The organism is Streptomyces sp. NPDC038200 (assembly GCF_055600785.1).
In genome coordinates this window covers 199,964-214,740 of sequence record NZ_JBVJYH010000012.1, presented here as the reverse complement: position 1 = coordinate 214,740, position 14,777 = coordinate 199,964, and the positions used below count along the sequence as shown (strand labels likewise).

Sequence of the window (14,777 nt, the reverse complement as noted above, 5' to 3'; positions counted from 1 at the left end):
GCGTGGGGCAGCCAGGACGGCATCCCGCACCCCTCGCGGTCATACGGGTGGAGCGATCATCGCACCGGATTGAGGGAGGGCCACGCGGGCACGTGCACTCCGGAAAGCAGCCCCGCTCCCGCCTGCGCGGCGGCCGAGCGGCAAGGACGAGGTGAGTGAGCATGGCCGAGAGATCGAAAACGGTGACGGCGCAACGGTTCCGCCCGGTGGACACCGATGGCACCGATGGCACCGATGACGCCCATGACGCCCATGACGTTCGGACTCCACCGTTGCTGCCCAGGAGCTATGACCTGGCCGACTACGCCGAGGCTGTGGTGCGAAGCGCTCAGGAAGCGGGCGTGTCACCGCTGTTGGTGATGACCGTGCTCCACAACGAGGCGTACAAGCCGCACCATCCGCTGCTGGAACGGCTGTGGCAGTGGTGGAAACCCGGCGCGTCCTTCGGCGTGGCCAACATGCATCGTGCGACGTTCGAGCGAGTGCGGCGGACGCACGGTCTGTCGGGGCGGTGGCAGGACCTTCGCGACGATCCCGCCTTCGCCATTCACGCGGCCGCCCTGCACCTGAAGGATCTCGACCGGAGCCTTCCACAGCGGCATGTGCGCCGCTACACCCGCGACGAACTCCTTGCTCTGGGCTACAACACGGGCGAACGCAACATGCGGGCCTTCGCCCGGGGCATCCCCCCGGGCCCCATGGCACGCTCGTACCTGCGTCGCTTCCGGGTCCACCAGAGCCGGGCAGGTGAGGCCCTGGCGGGCGGTGGCACGACGAAGGACCCCGCGGCCCCGTGAGCGGGAGCGTTCGTCCCCACCTTCGGTGACCTCGCCGGGCCAGTGCTTCGCCCCGCTGTCCAGGGCGACAAGGGCCCCCGTCGTACGGCACCTAGGCGGCCCGCTCCTCGAACGCGCCCCGCGAGGGGCACGGGAGACCCACACGTTTGTACGGGCAGGGCCGGGCAACGTGAAGTCCATGACTGAACCGAACAAGGTGACAGACCGGAAGTCCGCACAGGAGCAGGAGTCCGCGTCGAAGGCCCGACGGGCGGCCGGCAAGGCCACGGCACCCGTCGGCCGCGCGACGGAGAGGGCCGCGGCGGCCACCGATGACGCCGTGTCGGCCGCGGAGTCCGGCACCGAGCGAGCGGCTGCGGCGACGCGCACGGCCGCCGACTCGGCGACCCGGGGCGTGGAGTCGGCCCGCAGGGCCTTGGTCACGGCGTCCGGCCGGGCCGCCACCACAGCCAGGACGGCGTGGGCGGTGGTGGCCCACCGCAAGTTGGTAGCCGTAGGTGTGGGCGCGGGTGTCACCGCGCTGGGCGCGGCCTCGTACGCGCTGGGCCGCCGGGCCGAGCGGCTCACCCACGGGCCCCTGACTCGCCTCACCAGCGGCCGGATATGACACACACCGGCCCGGTCGTCAGCTCTTGCGCCGTTCGTCGACACGGACGAGCCCGGCGACCGCGGTCCGGGGACAGGGGTCCCCGGGGCAGGCGGTGACGCGGCCGGGACCGCTCGCCGTCTGCCTCGTCCCGCTGCTGGGGACGACTGTGTGCCTCCGGGGGAGGGGGCGACGTCCCGTGCGGCGTCGGGCGGCCGGCCCCTGCCTGCCGGCGTGCCCGGAGCCTCTGACGAGGCAGCCGTGACAGCGCGGCAGGCATGCGCACCACCACTCGGCACGACCACGACTCCCGGGCGCCCGACGGTGCCCCACCCTCGACGGGGTCAGGGTGCTCGTGGCCGGCCGGCTTCCGTACGCGTCCTCCTTCCATGACGGTACCGACACCGGGTGAGCCCGGTCACCGGCCGGAGCAGGACGACCGACAAAGGGGGGACAACATGACACACACTCAGATCGAAGCCGTGGCACCAGGCCGGCCCGAGGCAGCCGCGGCGGAGCCGGACGGTTCGGGCCGTCCCGCGGACGCCGCCTGGCGCCTGCGGCGCAGACTGGAGCGGCTCATCGGCATCGCCGCCACCGAGGGCAACGCGCTGACGGTGCTGCGCAACGGCGACGAGATCTTCCCCGCCATGCTGTCCCGCATCCGAGCGGCACAGCACACCATCGACATGATGACCTTCGTCTACTGGAAGGGGGACATCGCCCGCGAGTTCGCCGCCGCTCTGGCCGAGCGTGCCCGCGCCGGAGTGCGGGTCCGGCTGTTGCTCGACGGGTTCGGCAGCCGGCTGATCGACGACGGCCTGTTGCGGGAGATGGACCGCGCGGGCGTGCACGTCGCCTGGTTCCGCAAACCCCTGCTGCTGTCTCCGTTCAAACAGAACCACCGCTGCCACCGCAAGGCGCTGATCGTGGACGAGCGGTTCGCCTTCACCGGTGGAGTGGGCATCGCCGAGGAGTGGTGCGGTGACGCGCGCGGCCCGCACGAGTGGCGGGAGACCCACGTCGAGGTCCGCGGCCCCGCGGTCGACGGCATCGCGGCCGCCTTCGCCCAGAACTGGGCCGAGTGCCACGACGAACTGTTCGACGACCGGGACCGCTTCACGGCGCACGAGCCGGCCGGTGACGCGGTGGTACAGGTCGTGCGCGGCTCGGCCAGCCTGGGCTGGCAGGACATGCAGACCTTGATGCGGGTGGTCATCGAGTCCGCCGAGCGGCGGCTGCGCCTGGCCACCGCCTACTTCTGCCCCGACGACTTCTTCGTCTCGCTGCTGTGCGCCGCCGCCCGCCGGGGCGTGCGCGTGGAGATCCTGCTACCGGGTCCGCACACCGACAAGCGGGTGTGCCGACTGGCCGGGCAGCACCACTACGAGGAACTGCTGGCCTGCGGCGTCCGCATCTTCCAATACCAGCGCACGATGATGCACGCCAAGATCGTCACGGTGGACGGCACAGCCGCGCTGGTCGGCTCGACCAATTTCAACCGCCGCTCGCTCGATCACGACGAGGAGGTCATGCTCGCCGTGCTCGACCCCGGTGTCACCGCGAGCCTCGACGCGGACTTCGACGAGGACCTCGCCGCATGCGAACCGATCCGCCCGGGGCGCTGGAAGCGCCGTTCCGTGGTCCGTCGGGCGGCGGAGGCGGCGGTGACGCCGTTCCGGCGCTACCTGTGACGCCGATCCGCGGCTCTGTCACAGATCTTGGGGAGCGGTCGCAGAGGGTGACCGCTCCGTTCGATTGCGAAGGTCCGGGTTCGCATGAGACGGCGTACGCCCCGCCGTCCGGCGGGTGGGGTTGACGCTCCGTCAGGTGTGCGGTGGCCAGGCTCGTGCTCGGCTGTGGCCGGTGACGGTGCTGGTCATGCAGGCCGACATATCGTTCTGGGACTCGCTGGGGCACTGTCACGTTGGCTGACCGGTGGGATGATCTTCTGGTTGATCAGCCTGGGATGGATCGTCCGTGGGGAGCGCGTCGCTGTCGTACAAGGGGCATCGGTACCCGGTCGAGGTCATCTCCCACTGCGTGTGGCTGTATCACCGCTTCCCGCTCAGCTTCCGCGAGGTCGAGGAGCTCGTGCTCGAGCGCGGGATCGTCGTCTCCTACGAGACGATTCGCCGCTGGTGCGCCAAGTTCGGACAGACCTACGCCAACGAGCTGCGCCGCAGGCAGCCCCAGGCCGGAGACAAGTGGCACCTGGACGAGGTCTTCATCAAGATCAACGGGCGGTTGCAGTACCTGTGGCGGGCCTTCGACCAGGACGGCCTCGTGCAGAACCGGCGGGACAAGGCTGCGGCCAGGCGCTTCTTCCGCCGTCTTCTCACAAAGACTCGCACTGTGCCCAGGGTCATCATCACCGACAAGCTCCGCTCCTACAAAGCGGCCCACCGCGAGGTCATGCCTTCCGTCGAGCACCGCTCGCACAAGGGCCTGAACAACCGGGCGGAGAACAGCCACCAGCCAACCCGGCAGCGCGAACGGGCGATGAAAGGCTTCCGCTCCGTGGGCGGGGCCCAGCGGTTCCCGTCCGCGTTCAGTGGCATCGCGCCCCACTTCCGGCCCCGCCGACACCTGATGCCCGCACACCACTACCGCACCGAGATGACCGTCCGCTTCGCGATCTGGGAGCAGATCACCGGCGTCGCCAGCCTCTCCACCACGGCCTGAGCACAGCCCGGAACCGGTCCCCACCACGCTGCAACACGCTGTCAGGCACTCACGCACCCAACAACGTGACAGCGCCTGATGAAGGTTTACTCGCCCGAGTTCAAGGCGGACGCGGTCGCGCTGTACCTGTCGGACCCGAGCCACACCTTCGAGGGCATCGGCAAGGATCTGGGGATCAGCCGGGAGACGCTGCGCAACTGGGTGCGGGCCGAGCGGGCCCGCCGCGGTGAGAGCGGCACGACGAGCACGAAGGACATCCCGGTGAGCGAGGCCACGAGGCAGGATCTGGAGGCCGAGATAACGGCCCTGCGCGCGGAACTGAAGACCGTCTAAACGCGCTCTTCTCTATGGCTAGAGGCGGGTGAGCTTTTCGTGTCTTTACTGCCGATCTGATGCCCCTTGGAGTCATAGTTGTTGGTGTGCGTGTGAGTCGTACCGCCCTTGTCTGTGTACGACTTCGAGTCTGAGCTGCCGGTCTGATGCCCCTTGGAGTCATAGTTGTTGGTGTGCGTGTGAGTCGTACCGCCCTTGTCTGTGTACGACTTCGAGTCTGAGCTGCCCGCCTTCCCGTTGGACTCATTGTAGTCCGTATGGGTATGAACCTTCCCATCGGGCGACTTGTCACTTACCGAGTCCGCCTTTTTTATGATGTTCCCCTTGTCATCCTTGACGTCGATATGCAAATGGGTCTTCCCATCCTGCATATGTGCATGTGAATCCATACTTCCCTTTCTTTCTCCACCGCTGTCCCTTTGGGTAAAATCACTGTGCTGGTTAATACCCCTTTGGCCAGCCCTAAACTCATCCAACTCTTGGCGCGTTATTTGAGGAGCGTCGGCCGCTTTCGCGATCTCACCTCGATCGTTAGCTCCACTGCGTGGCGAATCTGATCGCCTATCCTCGAATTCGCGCCGCCGTTCACTCCCGACTTCTCCCATTGCTTTATTCCCTCCTCGGGGCAGCGGTACGGTCAGCAGGGTCGAACAGTCCACTCCATCCAGGCGGCCAGCGAGGCCTCGCCTACGGCGAGCGCTTTCGGGCACAGAGCCGGGCGGCCGCCAAGCAGGTCGGCTAGCCATTCGTGCCGGGGAGGGAACCTGCCACCGGTGGCTACTGGGGCCCTGCTTGCCCATCGCTAGCCGCGTTGGACTGGGTGCCAGCAATCTTTGGCTCCGTGTCGTCCGCCAGCAGCGCCGCAAAAGCGGTTGACATCGGCATCTCCGTAGGATCGGCGACCCGTTCCATCAGGCTGTTGTTGTCGGCGACTGTCTCGGCCAGCAGGTCTGAGACCGCCCGGCGCACGGTAGCTGGATGAGCCCACTTCTCGGCTGTCATCATCTGCTGCCCGAAGCACAGGGCCGTGCGGTCAACGATGTCGCGGAGCCGTTCCGTTGTCTCCTGGTTTGAACTCGTATCCGGGAATTCCACAAGTTGATAAGCGGCGTCCTTGCAGACGTCCCACACTGCGGGACGGCCTTCGGCGCCCGATGTGCGATCGGCGGCACGGGCTTGGGCCCAGACATCCGTGAAGTCGCCTGATATGACAAGTTCGGTGACCGGCACCCGGCACAGACACGGCCCCGGCCTGTCCGCCCAGATGCGGGCACAGTCCTGGAACGGTCCATAGCCGCCGCCTTGGAGTGCGAGCAGCTTCTTGCGTAGCTCCTCCGCAGCTTCGTCCGCCGGCTTCCCGTCAAAGTGGGCGTCGACAGCCCGGCCAATGAGGCCAGCGACCGTTGCCGTCTCACCGTAGCTCCAGCCGGCCCGCGCGCCACGGATGTCGGCCAGCTGCTGGGACGCGTGCCGGATGAACCTGCGAAGCGTCGCTGAAACGTCTGCCCCGCGGGGTAGACGAGGTGAAAGCACGGCGAGCATGTCGGGCCAGTTGCGTTCCAGACCGCCCGGAGTTTGCACCGCGGACAGTATTATCCGCGCGAACGTCCTGAGTACCTCCCGGTCGACGAGTTGGCGTGCCATCTTGCACGCCGCTGGATCGGTCAGGCAGCCAGCGTCACAGTCACCCGATGCTGGCATCAGCCCGGTCGCCCGAGCGCGCATCTGGTCGCGCACCTCTGCGTCGGTCGGCCAGCTGCCCGTGCCGCCTTTGGCCTGCGGAACCTTTACCAGTAGGGGCGCGTCCTCGCTGTCCGTGAACACCGCGGCCCGCCCTACGGGCAGGCTTGCCATCGCGACGTCCTGTCGTGCGGTCATCACCATGGTGTCGCCGAGGACTTGACGGTCGTCGCCAGCCACGATGCGGTGGGCCACCTTCAGGTTCGTGTTCTTGAGCACGTCCCGTGCGACCTTGGTGGGGATCTGGTCGACTACAACGACGCCCTGCCCGTAGGCCCGGATCTCCGACAGCAAGGCGGTGAACGTCTCCACGGCCTTGCCCTTGACGTCCGCTTCCCCCTCCGAGCTGGACTTGCTGGAACCGGTGTCGGCGAGCAGCCGGTGGGCCTCCTCCACGACGAGGAGGTGGCGCAGCTCTTCCGTGTCGCCCTCGATGCGGCGCTGTTCCACTAGCCGCACCATCAGCAGGCCCATCATGAAGGCCTTGTCGTCGTCATCGCCCATGCCTTCGAGTTCGAGCACGGTCGGCTGCCCCAGCAGTCTTGAGACGGGCAACGAGTGGCGGGTGTCGAGCATGCAGCCCTTGCCTCCCGTCCGCAGGCTGTTGAGGCGGGTGCACAGAGCTGCGCGCATGTCGCCGGTCACCTTTTCCTCGTATCCGAGCTGGGGTACGATCTCTTCGACCTTGCGGACCAATTCGCTGAGGGTGGGGAAGGCGTCAGCGCGGTCGGACCCGGCGTCGAGACGATGGTTGGCTCCGGTGGTGATGTCCCAGCCGCGCTCGGCGTAGACGGCGTGCAGGCTCGTCTCGAGGATCTGGGGCAGCGGCGTCCACATGCCGAAGCTGGCGTTGAACGCTGAGCGGAGCAGGTCCAGGTGCACGGCAACATGTATGCCTTCGGGCACCTCGAAGGGGTTGAGGCGGAACGGCGAGACGTTCTCGTTACCGAGAGTAATTACCTGGAGTAGCGGGCCGAGCTGAGGGTCGCGCAACAGCACCCGGTACTCAGTCTTTGCCGGTTCGAGCACGAGAAACGGCACACCCCGCTCGGCCGTCTGTCGCAGCAAGTGGAAGACCGTGTTCGTCTTGCCGGAGCCGGTGACGCCGGTGACGAACGCGTGCCGAGTCAGACTCGTCGCACAGATCCCATACGCGGTGGACGAGGTGTAAGAACGCTCGACGACCGAACCGAGCATCAGCGCGTCCGCGCCCAGCCGCGGCGGCACGGTGTCGAAGTCGGGGATTGCGGAGATGGAGAACCCGTGCGTCTCCGTCTCGGGGAAGCGTATGTACGCCGCTAGTTGCGAGGACGTCAATAGGGTCTGGTGCTGGAACGGTTGGTAATACAAGCCCGGCACGGGGCCGCCGTCCGTTGGGTCGGGCAATGCCCAAGCCGCCGCCAGCCCTGGCACGTCCCTGCGCTCCCACACCCGCACTGGTTCGGGCAACGAGTCCTTGCCCGAGAACACGCCCCGCCACAGACTGCTGGTCTCCGCGAAGCTCTCGTCGTCGGAAAGCAGGTACACGGCGGTACGCCAAGCTCCGCTGCTCTGCCCCTCCGTGAGGCAGCGCAACTGACCGGCGAGCAGTTCGAGGTAGTGATCGGCAAGCGGACTCGGCGCCCCATCCAGCTTCACGCCAGTCTGAACCGAGCGCATCTCGTTGATCAGACTCAGCCGCTGCGCACGCACCGATTCCTCATCCACGGGCTGCGCAAGGACCAGCGCCATCCAGCGTGCGCTTCCAAGGCCCTGAAGCAGCCGATCGAACTGTCCCATTCCGTCCAGTTCCTCGGGCGACTTCAGCGTGGGTACTCCCAGAACAAGAGCACCGGAGGGCCAGGTACCGACGGCTGGTTCGTCGGCGGCCAGGTCGACAGCCGGGTACAGCGCGCGCAGCGCGGACTCCAGCAGTCGCCCATCGCAGCGTGCCGACGGCACCTGCCCGCCGGCCGGTAGCCAGGTCCCAATTCGCAAACTGATCCGGCCCGGCTCGCCCCCAGCCAGGAAAGCCACCGGCACCTTGTACTGATGCAGCCCGACGAGCAGATCACGAGTGACCGGGTCAACCGCTTCCTTGCCTTCAGGCTTACGTCGCTTGTCGAACCGTCCGACACCCTCCACCCGCACCAGGGTCCGCAGCCCCGGCGGCGCCTCGGTGTATGTAGAAACTGCGGACAGCGGAGGCGGCTCGAACCCGGCGCGCTGCAAATAGTCCAGGCTGCCAGCGGTCAGACCCTCGATCGTCATGACGCAGCACCGCTCTCAAGGTCCTGGGAACCCGGGCGGAGGACCGGAATCGAAGAAACCGGACACGACCCAGGCGAGGAGCGCGAGGAAGAACACGCCGAATAGTACGGAGCAACTGATCACGACAGCCTTCGGTACACTCTTGGCGTGAACCGACGCGCCCGTGCTGAGGTTTTGGAGCCGGGAGACACGCAGAGTTCCACCCTTCATCCGGCCGCTAGCGCGCACCCAGTCGCCGTCACTGACGGATCCCTCGAAGGCGTAACCGCGCATCTCCACGGGAACGAGTGCAGTCCGGTTACCCGAAGCGTCGTAGCGCTCCACGCGGAAAGTCCAGATCGTCTCAGTCTGATTCTCGCCGCGGGACTCGGACCGCATCTGTATTCCGCGCGTCTGGCCATCGATGACGGTCGCTCGGCCCCCGACGGGGGCTGGGACGATGGACCGCGAGGGGCCATTATGGTCACGCGACGGGCTGTTCGGCCCGCCATCTCGTGCTGAGGGCGGTGGGCCACTCGACGCTCCGCCGCGTGCCGGGGGCGGACGCCAGGCACCGCCCTGTGGGCGGCCGTGCTGCTCTAGGGCCGGCTTAGGGGGTGGCCATGTCCCATCCGCAGCGGAGGGGGCCGACGGCCACTGTTGTCCAGAAGCTTCCTGCGGCGGCGGAAGGGACGGGGGCGATGTCGGCGGGAGCGGGGCGACGTCAGCCTCCTGGCCGCAGCGCCCACAGAAGTGGTCGTCCGGCGCCAACGCTGCCCCACAGCGGGCACATGCCAGATCACTGGCCATATGCCCACCCTACCGCCGTACTGGGCATTCCCGCAGGTTGAGCCCGCAGCTCGGGCTTGGGCGACCTGATGCCCCGCGCCGGGAAGCACGGCCGCGCGGGACCGGCACCACCATCCGCAGCGTGGTCGAGGACCTCGCGCAGAACACGCGCCGAGCTGGCCCGCGCCAAGCTCGTCTCCACCCTCGGCAGCGTGCCGAACCCGGAGGCGGAGGCGAAGGCCCGGGCTCTGCTGGAGCGCCTGGGCGCCGGCTCGCGCGGTCCGCGGGCGGCGGCGTAGTGGCGGGGATCGCGGTCGTCCTGGACCACACGACCGCGGGGCCGTTTTACGACCCGAAGGATCCGTTCAACGAGGCGGTCGCGGCGCTCTACGTGCAGGCCTCCGGCGGACTGGGTAACCTGTCTGCGCCGGTGCTATTGCTGACGGTCGGCGACGCCGAACGGCCGGGGTTGCTGGGCTACATCAAAGGCCTGCAGTTCATTCGGACAGGCGTTCAGCTTCCGGTTGAGACCTACGCAGCCACGCAGTCCGACCCTCCACACTACGGGTCGCCGACCTTAAGGGAGGTGCTCAATAACGGGTCAGGTCGACCGTTGCGGAAGGGCCGTTCGCCGGACCATCCGCGCCGATCAGAATTGACTGCGCCGGCAGTTCAGTCGGGACCTGGTAGACCAGCCACTCGTAGCCCGTGCTGGGGGTTGAGGATAACATTCAGCTCCTGGTTCTTGATGTAGTTGTAGCCCAGCCCTCTGCGACGTGCTGTGCCTTCGCGTCCGAGAGGGAGACGTCGAACTGCTTCCCACCGGCAGTCAGCACGAAGAACTGGGTGAGGAAGAACGCGGGCCGGCTGCCGGTGTTCGTGGCATGGACTGCCACGATGACCCACTTCAGGCCCGGGATCCGGCTGAGTATCGAGCGGGGGCTCCGCGGAGCCGAACTCCCTGGCGTACGCCTGCACGGCCGCCGGGGCAACTGTGTCGGAGACATCGTCGACGGTCAGCCGGAGGGTCCCGGTGTTGTTGCTACCTGGCAGGGCAAACGACTTTCCGATACGGGACATCTGCTCGTGGTCCGACCCGGACGTCTGCGCAGAGGAGCGGCGGAGTAGGAGTCCGCGTGGTGGTGCTACTTCCGTCTTCCGATCCGCCGGTACCTGTACGCCGATCCGCCGGTACGTGTGACGCCGTTCCTCCGGTACCTGTGACCGCCGCCCGGACTCGCCGGGCCGGCCGCACCCTCCCGACCCCGGTCAGCCGAGCGGAGCCTCGCGACCGGGGTCGACGCCGGAGCGGAAGCGGGCGCCTCGGGGGCACACTTTCGCGGCAACCGTCGCTGATCCCGCCGGGCGCTCATCCGGAGAACCCCACCGCGGGGGAGGCCTCCCCCGCGGCGAGTCGGGACCGGACGACGGATCCGAAGCGGTCGCGCTGGTGCGGACCGGTGCTGCCGCACACCTATGCCGGAGCCGGACGCCCTGACCGAGAAGGCGGGGCGGTCTCACGTGCCGAGACGCGTGGTGGACGCACCTTGTGCCGTGTGCTTTGATCCGGCCATGGAGACCGCAGGTCAGGCACGCACCGTGCTGCTCGACCCGTTCTGGGTGGGCCGCCGCGCCGATCAGTTCGACCAGATCTGTCGCTGACCACTCGCTCCCTTCCTCCCCTTCCGCACCCGCGTACCGCCGTGCTCTCGCGCGTACCGGACCGGCGTCGGCGGCCGCCTTTGCGGTGATCACGCCGCGTGGCCCCCGGAGCTCGCAGCCCGCGGAGTGCCCGGGAGTGGGGCCGGGGGCGCCGCCACCGCCGTCCTGACCCCGCCCGCCGTGGCGCCGTGGCCGGGCCGGACGCCAGGCCCGGCGCCCGCCCCGACCGCCGCCCCACCGGTCTCTCTCCCGGTGCCTGCCGGGCGCCCCGCTTCCGCGGAACGCCCGGTCTCCCGGTCCGCGCCGGCCGTCCCGCTTCCCCGGAACGCCCGGTCTCCCGGTCCGCGCCGCCCGCCCGCCCCCGCCTCCCCGGAGCGCACACCGCCGTGCGATGACCGTCCACCGGCACCCGAACCGTCCACCGGAGGAACTCCCCATGACTGACCGCCACACCCGACTGCCCGGTCTGCACCTCGCCCTGGAAGCCGACGGCGGCGGTGCCCACCCAGCCGCCCAGGCGGCCCCGACCCCGCAGGCGGTGCGGGAGTCGGCCCTCGCCGCCGAGCACGCCGGCTTCGCACTCGTCACGTTCGCCGACGCGCCCCTGCCGCCCGGCACGCTCGCGGAGCCCTTCGGCCGTATCGAGGCCGGTACCCGTGCCGCGTACGTGTCCGGCCTCACCGACCGTCTCGGGCTCGCGCCCACCCTGCATGTCACGACCACCGAGCCGTTCCACCTCGCGACCCAACTGGCCTCCTTGGACCACGCGTCGCACGGCCGGGCCGCCTGGCTGGTGGGGGCGGCGGCCGGACCGGACGACCTCGCCACCGTCGGACGGTCCCCGCTCTCCGCCGATGCTCTGCACCAGGAGATCACGGACGTCGTCGACACCGTCCGCGCCCTGTGGGACTCGTGGGAGGACGACGCGGTCGTCAAGGACGTCGCCTCGGGCCGCTTCCTGGACCCGGACCGCGTGCACCACATCGACTTCCAGGGGGCCACCTTCACGGTGAAAGGCCCCCTGATCACCCCCCGACCGCCGCAGGGGCAGGTCGTGGTCCTCGCTCCGGACGCACTGGAGATCGACGAGCGCGCCGACGTGGTCCTGGTGGCCCGGCCCACGACCGCCGGAATCGCCTCCCGCGCCGCCACCGCCCGGGAGGGCGGCGCACCCCTGGTCTTCGCCGAGGTGGAGGTGGTGCTCGACACAGCCGTCCCGGCCGCCGACCGGCTGGCCGTGCTGGACCGCACGGCCGACTGGCCGCGGACCGGCCGGCTGCGCCACACCGGCTCCCCGGAGACGCTGACCGAACTCCTCACCGAACTGGCCCGGTCCGTGGACGGCGTACGGCTGCACCCCGCCGTCCTCGCCGACGACCTGCCCGTCCTGGCCGACCGGGTGCTTCCCGCCCTGACCGCCGCCGGACTCCACCACCCGCCCCGCCCCGACGACACGCTGCGTACCACGCTCGGTCTGCCCCGCCCCGCCAGCCGCTTCGCCGCCACGACCACGAACGCCTGAGGTGACCGCCATGACCGAACCGTCCGCCCGTCCCCGGCTCCACCTCGGCCTGTTCTTCACCGGCGTGGGAGCCCAGCTGATCTGGACCGACCCCGAGGCCCCCTCGCACACGGCGATCGAGACCTTCGTCGACGTCGCCCGGACCCTGGAGCGGGGACTCTTCGACGCCTTCTTCCTCGGCGAGGGACTGCGGGTGCGGGAGAACCGGGGAAGGATCTTCGACCTCGACGTGGCCGGCCGCCCCGACGCCATCACCCAGTTGTCCGCCCTGGCCGCCGTCACCGAGCGGATCGGCCTGGTGGCCACCCAGAACACCACCTACAACTACCCGGCCGACCTCGCGCGCCGTCTGGCCAGCCTCGACCTGCTGTCCGCGGGCCGGGCCGGCTGGAACATCGTCACCACCGACAACGCCTGGACCGGGGCCAACTTCCGGCACGGCGGCTGGCTGCGGCACGAACGCCGCTACGAGCGCGCGGGACAGTTCGTCGACGCGGCCAAGGAACTGTGGTCGTCGGGGGACGGCCGGGAACCCGTCCGTCCGGTCGAGCGGGACACCGACCTGGTCCGGCTGCGGGCCACCGCCACCGTGCCGGTCAGCCCCCAGGGCAGGCCCGTGCTCTTCCAGGCGGGGGACTCCGAGGGCGGGCGCGAACTCGCCGCCCGCCACGCCGATGTGGTTTTCTCCGCCAACACCGAGTACGGCAAGGCCGTCGCCTACGCGGCCGACCTGCGCGACCGGCTGGCCCGGCACGGCCGCTCCCCGGATGCGCTGCGGATCCTGCCGGGCGCGACCGTCGTCCTCGGCGACACCCCGGCGGAGGCGGAGGAGAAGGCCCGCTGGGTGCGCGGCGAGCAGATCAACGGGCCCCGGGCGGTCGCCTTCCTGGAACAGTACTGGGGCACCGACCTGTCCGCCTACGACCCGGACGGTCCGCTGCCCGACATCGAGCCCAGCGAGGACGAGCTCGACCCCTCGCGCGGCACGATCCCCCTCGCGCAACGCACCGGCAAAACGGCCCTGATCCGCAAGTGGCGCGAGCTGGCGGCCGAACGAGACCTGTCGATACGGCAGTTGGTGCTGGAGGTGGCGCCGGGCCACCCGGCGTTCGTCGGCACGCCGTCGGCCGTCGCCGACGAGTGGACCCATTACGTCACCACCCGGGCCGTCGACGGATTCAACATCGTGCCGCACCTGCTCCCGTCGTCGGTCACCGACATCGTCGACAAGCTGGTCCCCGAGCTCCAGAGCCGGGGCGTCTACCGCACGGAGTACCGGGGCCGCACCCTGCGCGACCACCTGGAACTGCCACCGCTCCCCGCCCCGCGGGCCGACTGAGCGAACGGAGACGGAGGACCGGGAGTGCCGCGTGGCGGGTCCGGTGGCCCCGCTGCGGTCCGGGGCACGACAGCGCCGGCCCCTTTCGCGCACTGGCGCCGGAGTGCGTCCGGCTCGAACGGTTCGGCATCGCCCGGTACCGGGCCGCCGGTGACATCGACGAGTACCGGCGCGTGTCCGGCCACCCCGAGCGACTCGCGGCCTCGCGGGAGAATCGTCCCCGTGTCGCCGCAGTCACCGCGTGAGCCATCCGGAGGAGAGCCGCTCATGACCACATTCCCCACCGCGCCCGCCGTACGGACCACCCCGGAAGGCCTCCTGTGGGAACCCTGCGCGCGCTGGGTTCGCGGCCGCCACGGCGAGGTGACGGTCGTCGACAGCCGCCACCCCGTGCTGGTGTGGGAGCCGGGTGTCCCCGTCCCGCTGTACGCCTTTCCCCGCACGGAGGTCCGCGAGGACCTGCTGCGCCCCGCGAAGAACCCCCCGGCGGGCACGCACACGGGCTCGCAGATCTTCTACGACCTCGAAGTCGACGGCGCCCTGCTGGAGAACGCCGCCTGGACCTTCCCGGCCGCCGACCTGGCCGACCACATCGCCTTCGAATGGTTCCACCGCGTCGGCCGGGGCCTCGACCACTGGTACGAGGAGGAGGAAGAGATCTTCGTCCACCCCCGCGACCCGCACAAACGGGTGGACGCCCTCCCGAGCAGCCGTCACGTCGTCGTCGAGATCGACGGGACGGTCGTCGCGGACACCCACCGTCCGGTCCTGCTCTTCGAGACCGGTCTGCCCACGCGCTACTACATCCCGCGCGAGGACGTCCGCCTCGGCCTGCTCGAACCCACCGACCACCACACCGGCTGCCCCTACAAGGGCACGGCGGAGTACTGGTCGTGGCGCGGCGAGTCGGACATTCCCGCGAACGTCGTCTGGAGCTACCCGGACCCGCTGCCCGCGGTGGCCCCGATCAAGGGGCTCCTCGCCTTCTACGACGAGGCCGTCGACATCACCGTCGACGGCGAACGCCGGGAACGCCCCGTCACGCACTTCACCGGGGCACTTTCAAAACGGTCGCACGGCTGACCGCGCCTGCCG

Annotated in this window: 10 protein-coding genes and 2 pseudogenes; 9 read left to right on the top strand and 3 right to left on the bottom strand. The window is 69.5% G+C overall.

The window, feature by feature from the left end; genetic code table 11:
- Positions 1 to 161 precede the first annotated feature (161 nt).
- The 5 genes and pseudogenes from ACZ7KF_RS24615 to ACZ7KF_RS24595 form a co-directional block, all read left to right on the top strand.
- The gene (locus ACZ7KF_RS24615; protein WP_471078865.1) at positions 162 to 797 is read left to right on the top strand and encodes a lysozyme family protein; all 636 of its coding nucleotides are present in this window, start codon (positions 162 to 164) and stop codon (positions 795 to 797) included.
- Positions 798 to 975: 178 nt separating this feature from the next.
- Entirely contained in the window at positions 976 to 1,404 is a 429-nt protein-coding gene (locus ACZ7KF_RS24610; RefSeq protein ID WP_471078863.1) for a hypothetical protein, read from the top strand.
- A gap of 437 nt (positions 1,405 to 1,841) precedes the next feature.
- Positions 1,842 to 3,077 (top strand): phospholipase D-like domain-containing protein, encoded by a 1,236-nt coding sequence (locus ACZ7KF_RS24605; protein ID WP_471078861.1) that lies wholly within the window; start codon positions 1,842 to 1,844, stop codon positions 3,075 to 3,077.
- A gap of 286 nt (positions 3,078 to 3,363) precedes the next feature.
- A complete protein-coding gene (locus tag ACZ7KF_RS24600) occupies positions 3,364 to 4,068 on the top strand; it encodes an IS6 family transposase (protein ID WP_471078859.1) in 705 nt (234 codons plus the stop codon).
- A gap of 78 nt (positions 4,069 to 4,146) precedes the next feature.
- Positions 4,147 to 4,392, top strand: a pseudogene (locus tag ACZ7KF_RS24595) (transposase); the annotation flags it as partial.
- Between the two features lie 676 nt (positions 4,393 to 5,068).
- Here the strand turns inward: ACZ7KF_RS24595 and ACZ7KF_RS24590 are convergent.
- Positions 5,069 to 5,155, bottom strand: a pseudogene (locus tag ACZ7KF_RS24590) (TetR/AcrR family transcriptional regulator); the annotation flags it as partial.
- Positions 5,156 to 5,178: 23 nt separating this feature from the next.
- Complete coding sequence (locus tag ACZ7KF_RS24585) at positions 5,179 to 8,391, bottom strand: ATP-binding protein (protein WP_471078856.1); 3,213 nt, start codon at positions 8,389 to 8,391, stop codon at positions 5,179 to 5,181.
- Between the two features lie 857 nt (positions 8,392 to 9,248).
- Here ACZ7KF_RS24585 and ACZ7KF_RS24580 point away from each other — a divergent pair.
- Positions 9,249 to 9,458 carry a hypothetical protein gene (locus ACZ7KF_RS24580; protein WP_471078853.1) on the top strand — a complete coding sequence of 70 codons (210 nt, stop codon included), beginning with the start codon at positions 9,249 to 9,251 and terminating at the stop codon, positions 9,456 to 9,458.
- Between the two features lie 432 nt (positions 9,459 to 9,890).
- On the opposite strand, the gene ACZ7KF_RS24575 is transcribed toward ACZ7KF_RS24580, so the two are convergent.
- Positions 9,891 to 10,055: a hypothetical protein gene (locus ACZ7KF_RS24575; RefSeq protein ID WP_471078850.1), complete on the bottom strand. Its 165-nt coding sequence runs from the start codon at positions 10,053 to 10,055 to the stop codon at positions 9,891 to 9,893.
- Positions 10,056 to 11,257: 1,202 nt separating this feature from the next.
- On the opposite strand from ACZ7KF_RS24575, the gene ACZ7KF_RS24570 reads away from it, so the two are divergent.
- The 3 genes from ACZ7KF_RS24570 to ACZ7KF_RS24560 all read left to right on the top strand — a co-directional run bounded on the left by ACZ7KF_RS24570 (position 11,258) and on the right by ACZ7KF_RS24560 (position 14,765).
- A complete protein-coding gene (locus ACZ7KF_RS24570; protein WP_471078847.1) occupies positions 11,258 to 12,343 on the top strand; it encodes an LLM class flavin-dependent oxidoreductase in 1,086 nt (361 codons plus the stop codon).
- A gap of 10 nt (positions 12,344 to 12,353) precedes the next feature.
- Positions 12,354 to 13,682, top strand: a complete 1,329-nt coding sequence (locus ACZ7KF_RS24565; protein ID WP_471078844.1) for an NtaA/DmoA family FMN-dependent monooxygenase — start codon at positions 12,354 to 12,356, stop codon at positions 13,680 to 13,682.
- Between the two features lie 267 nt (positions 13,683 to 13,949).
- Positions 13,950 to 14,765 (top strand): DUF427 domain-containing protein, encoded by an 816-nt coding sequence (locus ACZ7KF_RS24560; protein ID WP_471078842.1) that lies wholly within the window; start codon positions 13,950 to 13,952, stop codon positions 14,763 to 14,765.
- Positions 14,766 to 14,777: the final 12 nt, after the last annotated feature.

Excerpts from the sequence above, each read along its gene's own strand:
- ACZ7KF_RS24565 (WP_471078844.1), top strand. The coding sequence starts at position 12,354 with ATGACCGAACCGTCCGCCCGTCCCCGGCTCCACCTCGGCCTGTTCTTC.
- ACZ7KF_RS24610 (WP_471078863.1), top strand. The coding sequence starts at position 976 with ATGACTGAACCGAACAAGGTGACAGACCGGAAGTCCGCACAGGAGCAG.
- ACZ7KF_RS24580 (WP_471078853.1), top strand. The coding sequence starts at position 9,249 with ATGCCCCGCGCCGGGAAGCACGGCCGCGCGGGACCGGCACCACCATCC.
- ACZ7KF_RS24570 (WP_471078847.1), top strand. The coding sequence starts at position 11,258 with ATGACTGACCGCCACACCCGACTGCCCGGTCTGCACCTCGCCCTGGAA.
- ACZ7KF_RS24615 (WP_471078865.1), top strand. The coding sequence starts at position 162 with ATGGCCGAGAGATCGAAAACGGTGACGGCGCAACGGTTCCGCCCGGTG.
- ACZ7KF_RS24605 (WP_471078861.1), top strand. The coding sequence starts at position 1,842 with ATGACACACACTCAGATCGAAGCCGTGGCACCAGGCCGGCCCGAGGCA.
- ACZ7KF_RS24560 (WP_471078842.1), top strand. The coding sequence starts at position 13,950 with ATGACCACATTCCCCACCGCGCCCGCCGTACGGACCACCCCGGAAGGC.
- ACZ7KF_RS24585 (WP_471078856.1), bottom strand. The coding sequence starts at position 8,391 with ATGACGATCGAGGGTCTGACCGCTGGCAGCCTGGACTATTTGCAGCGC.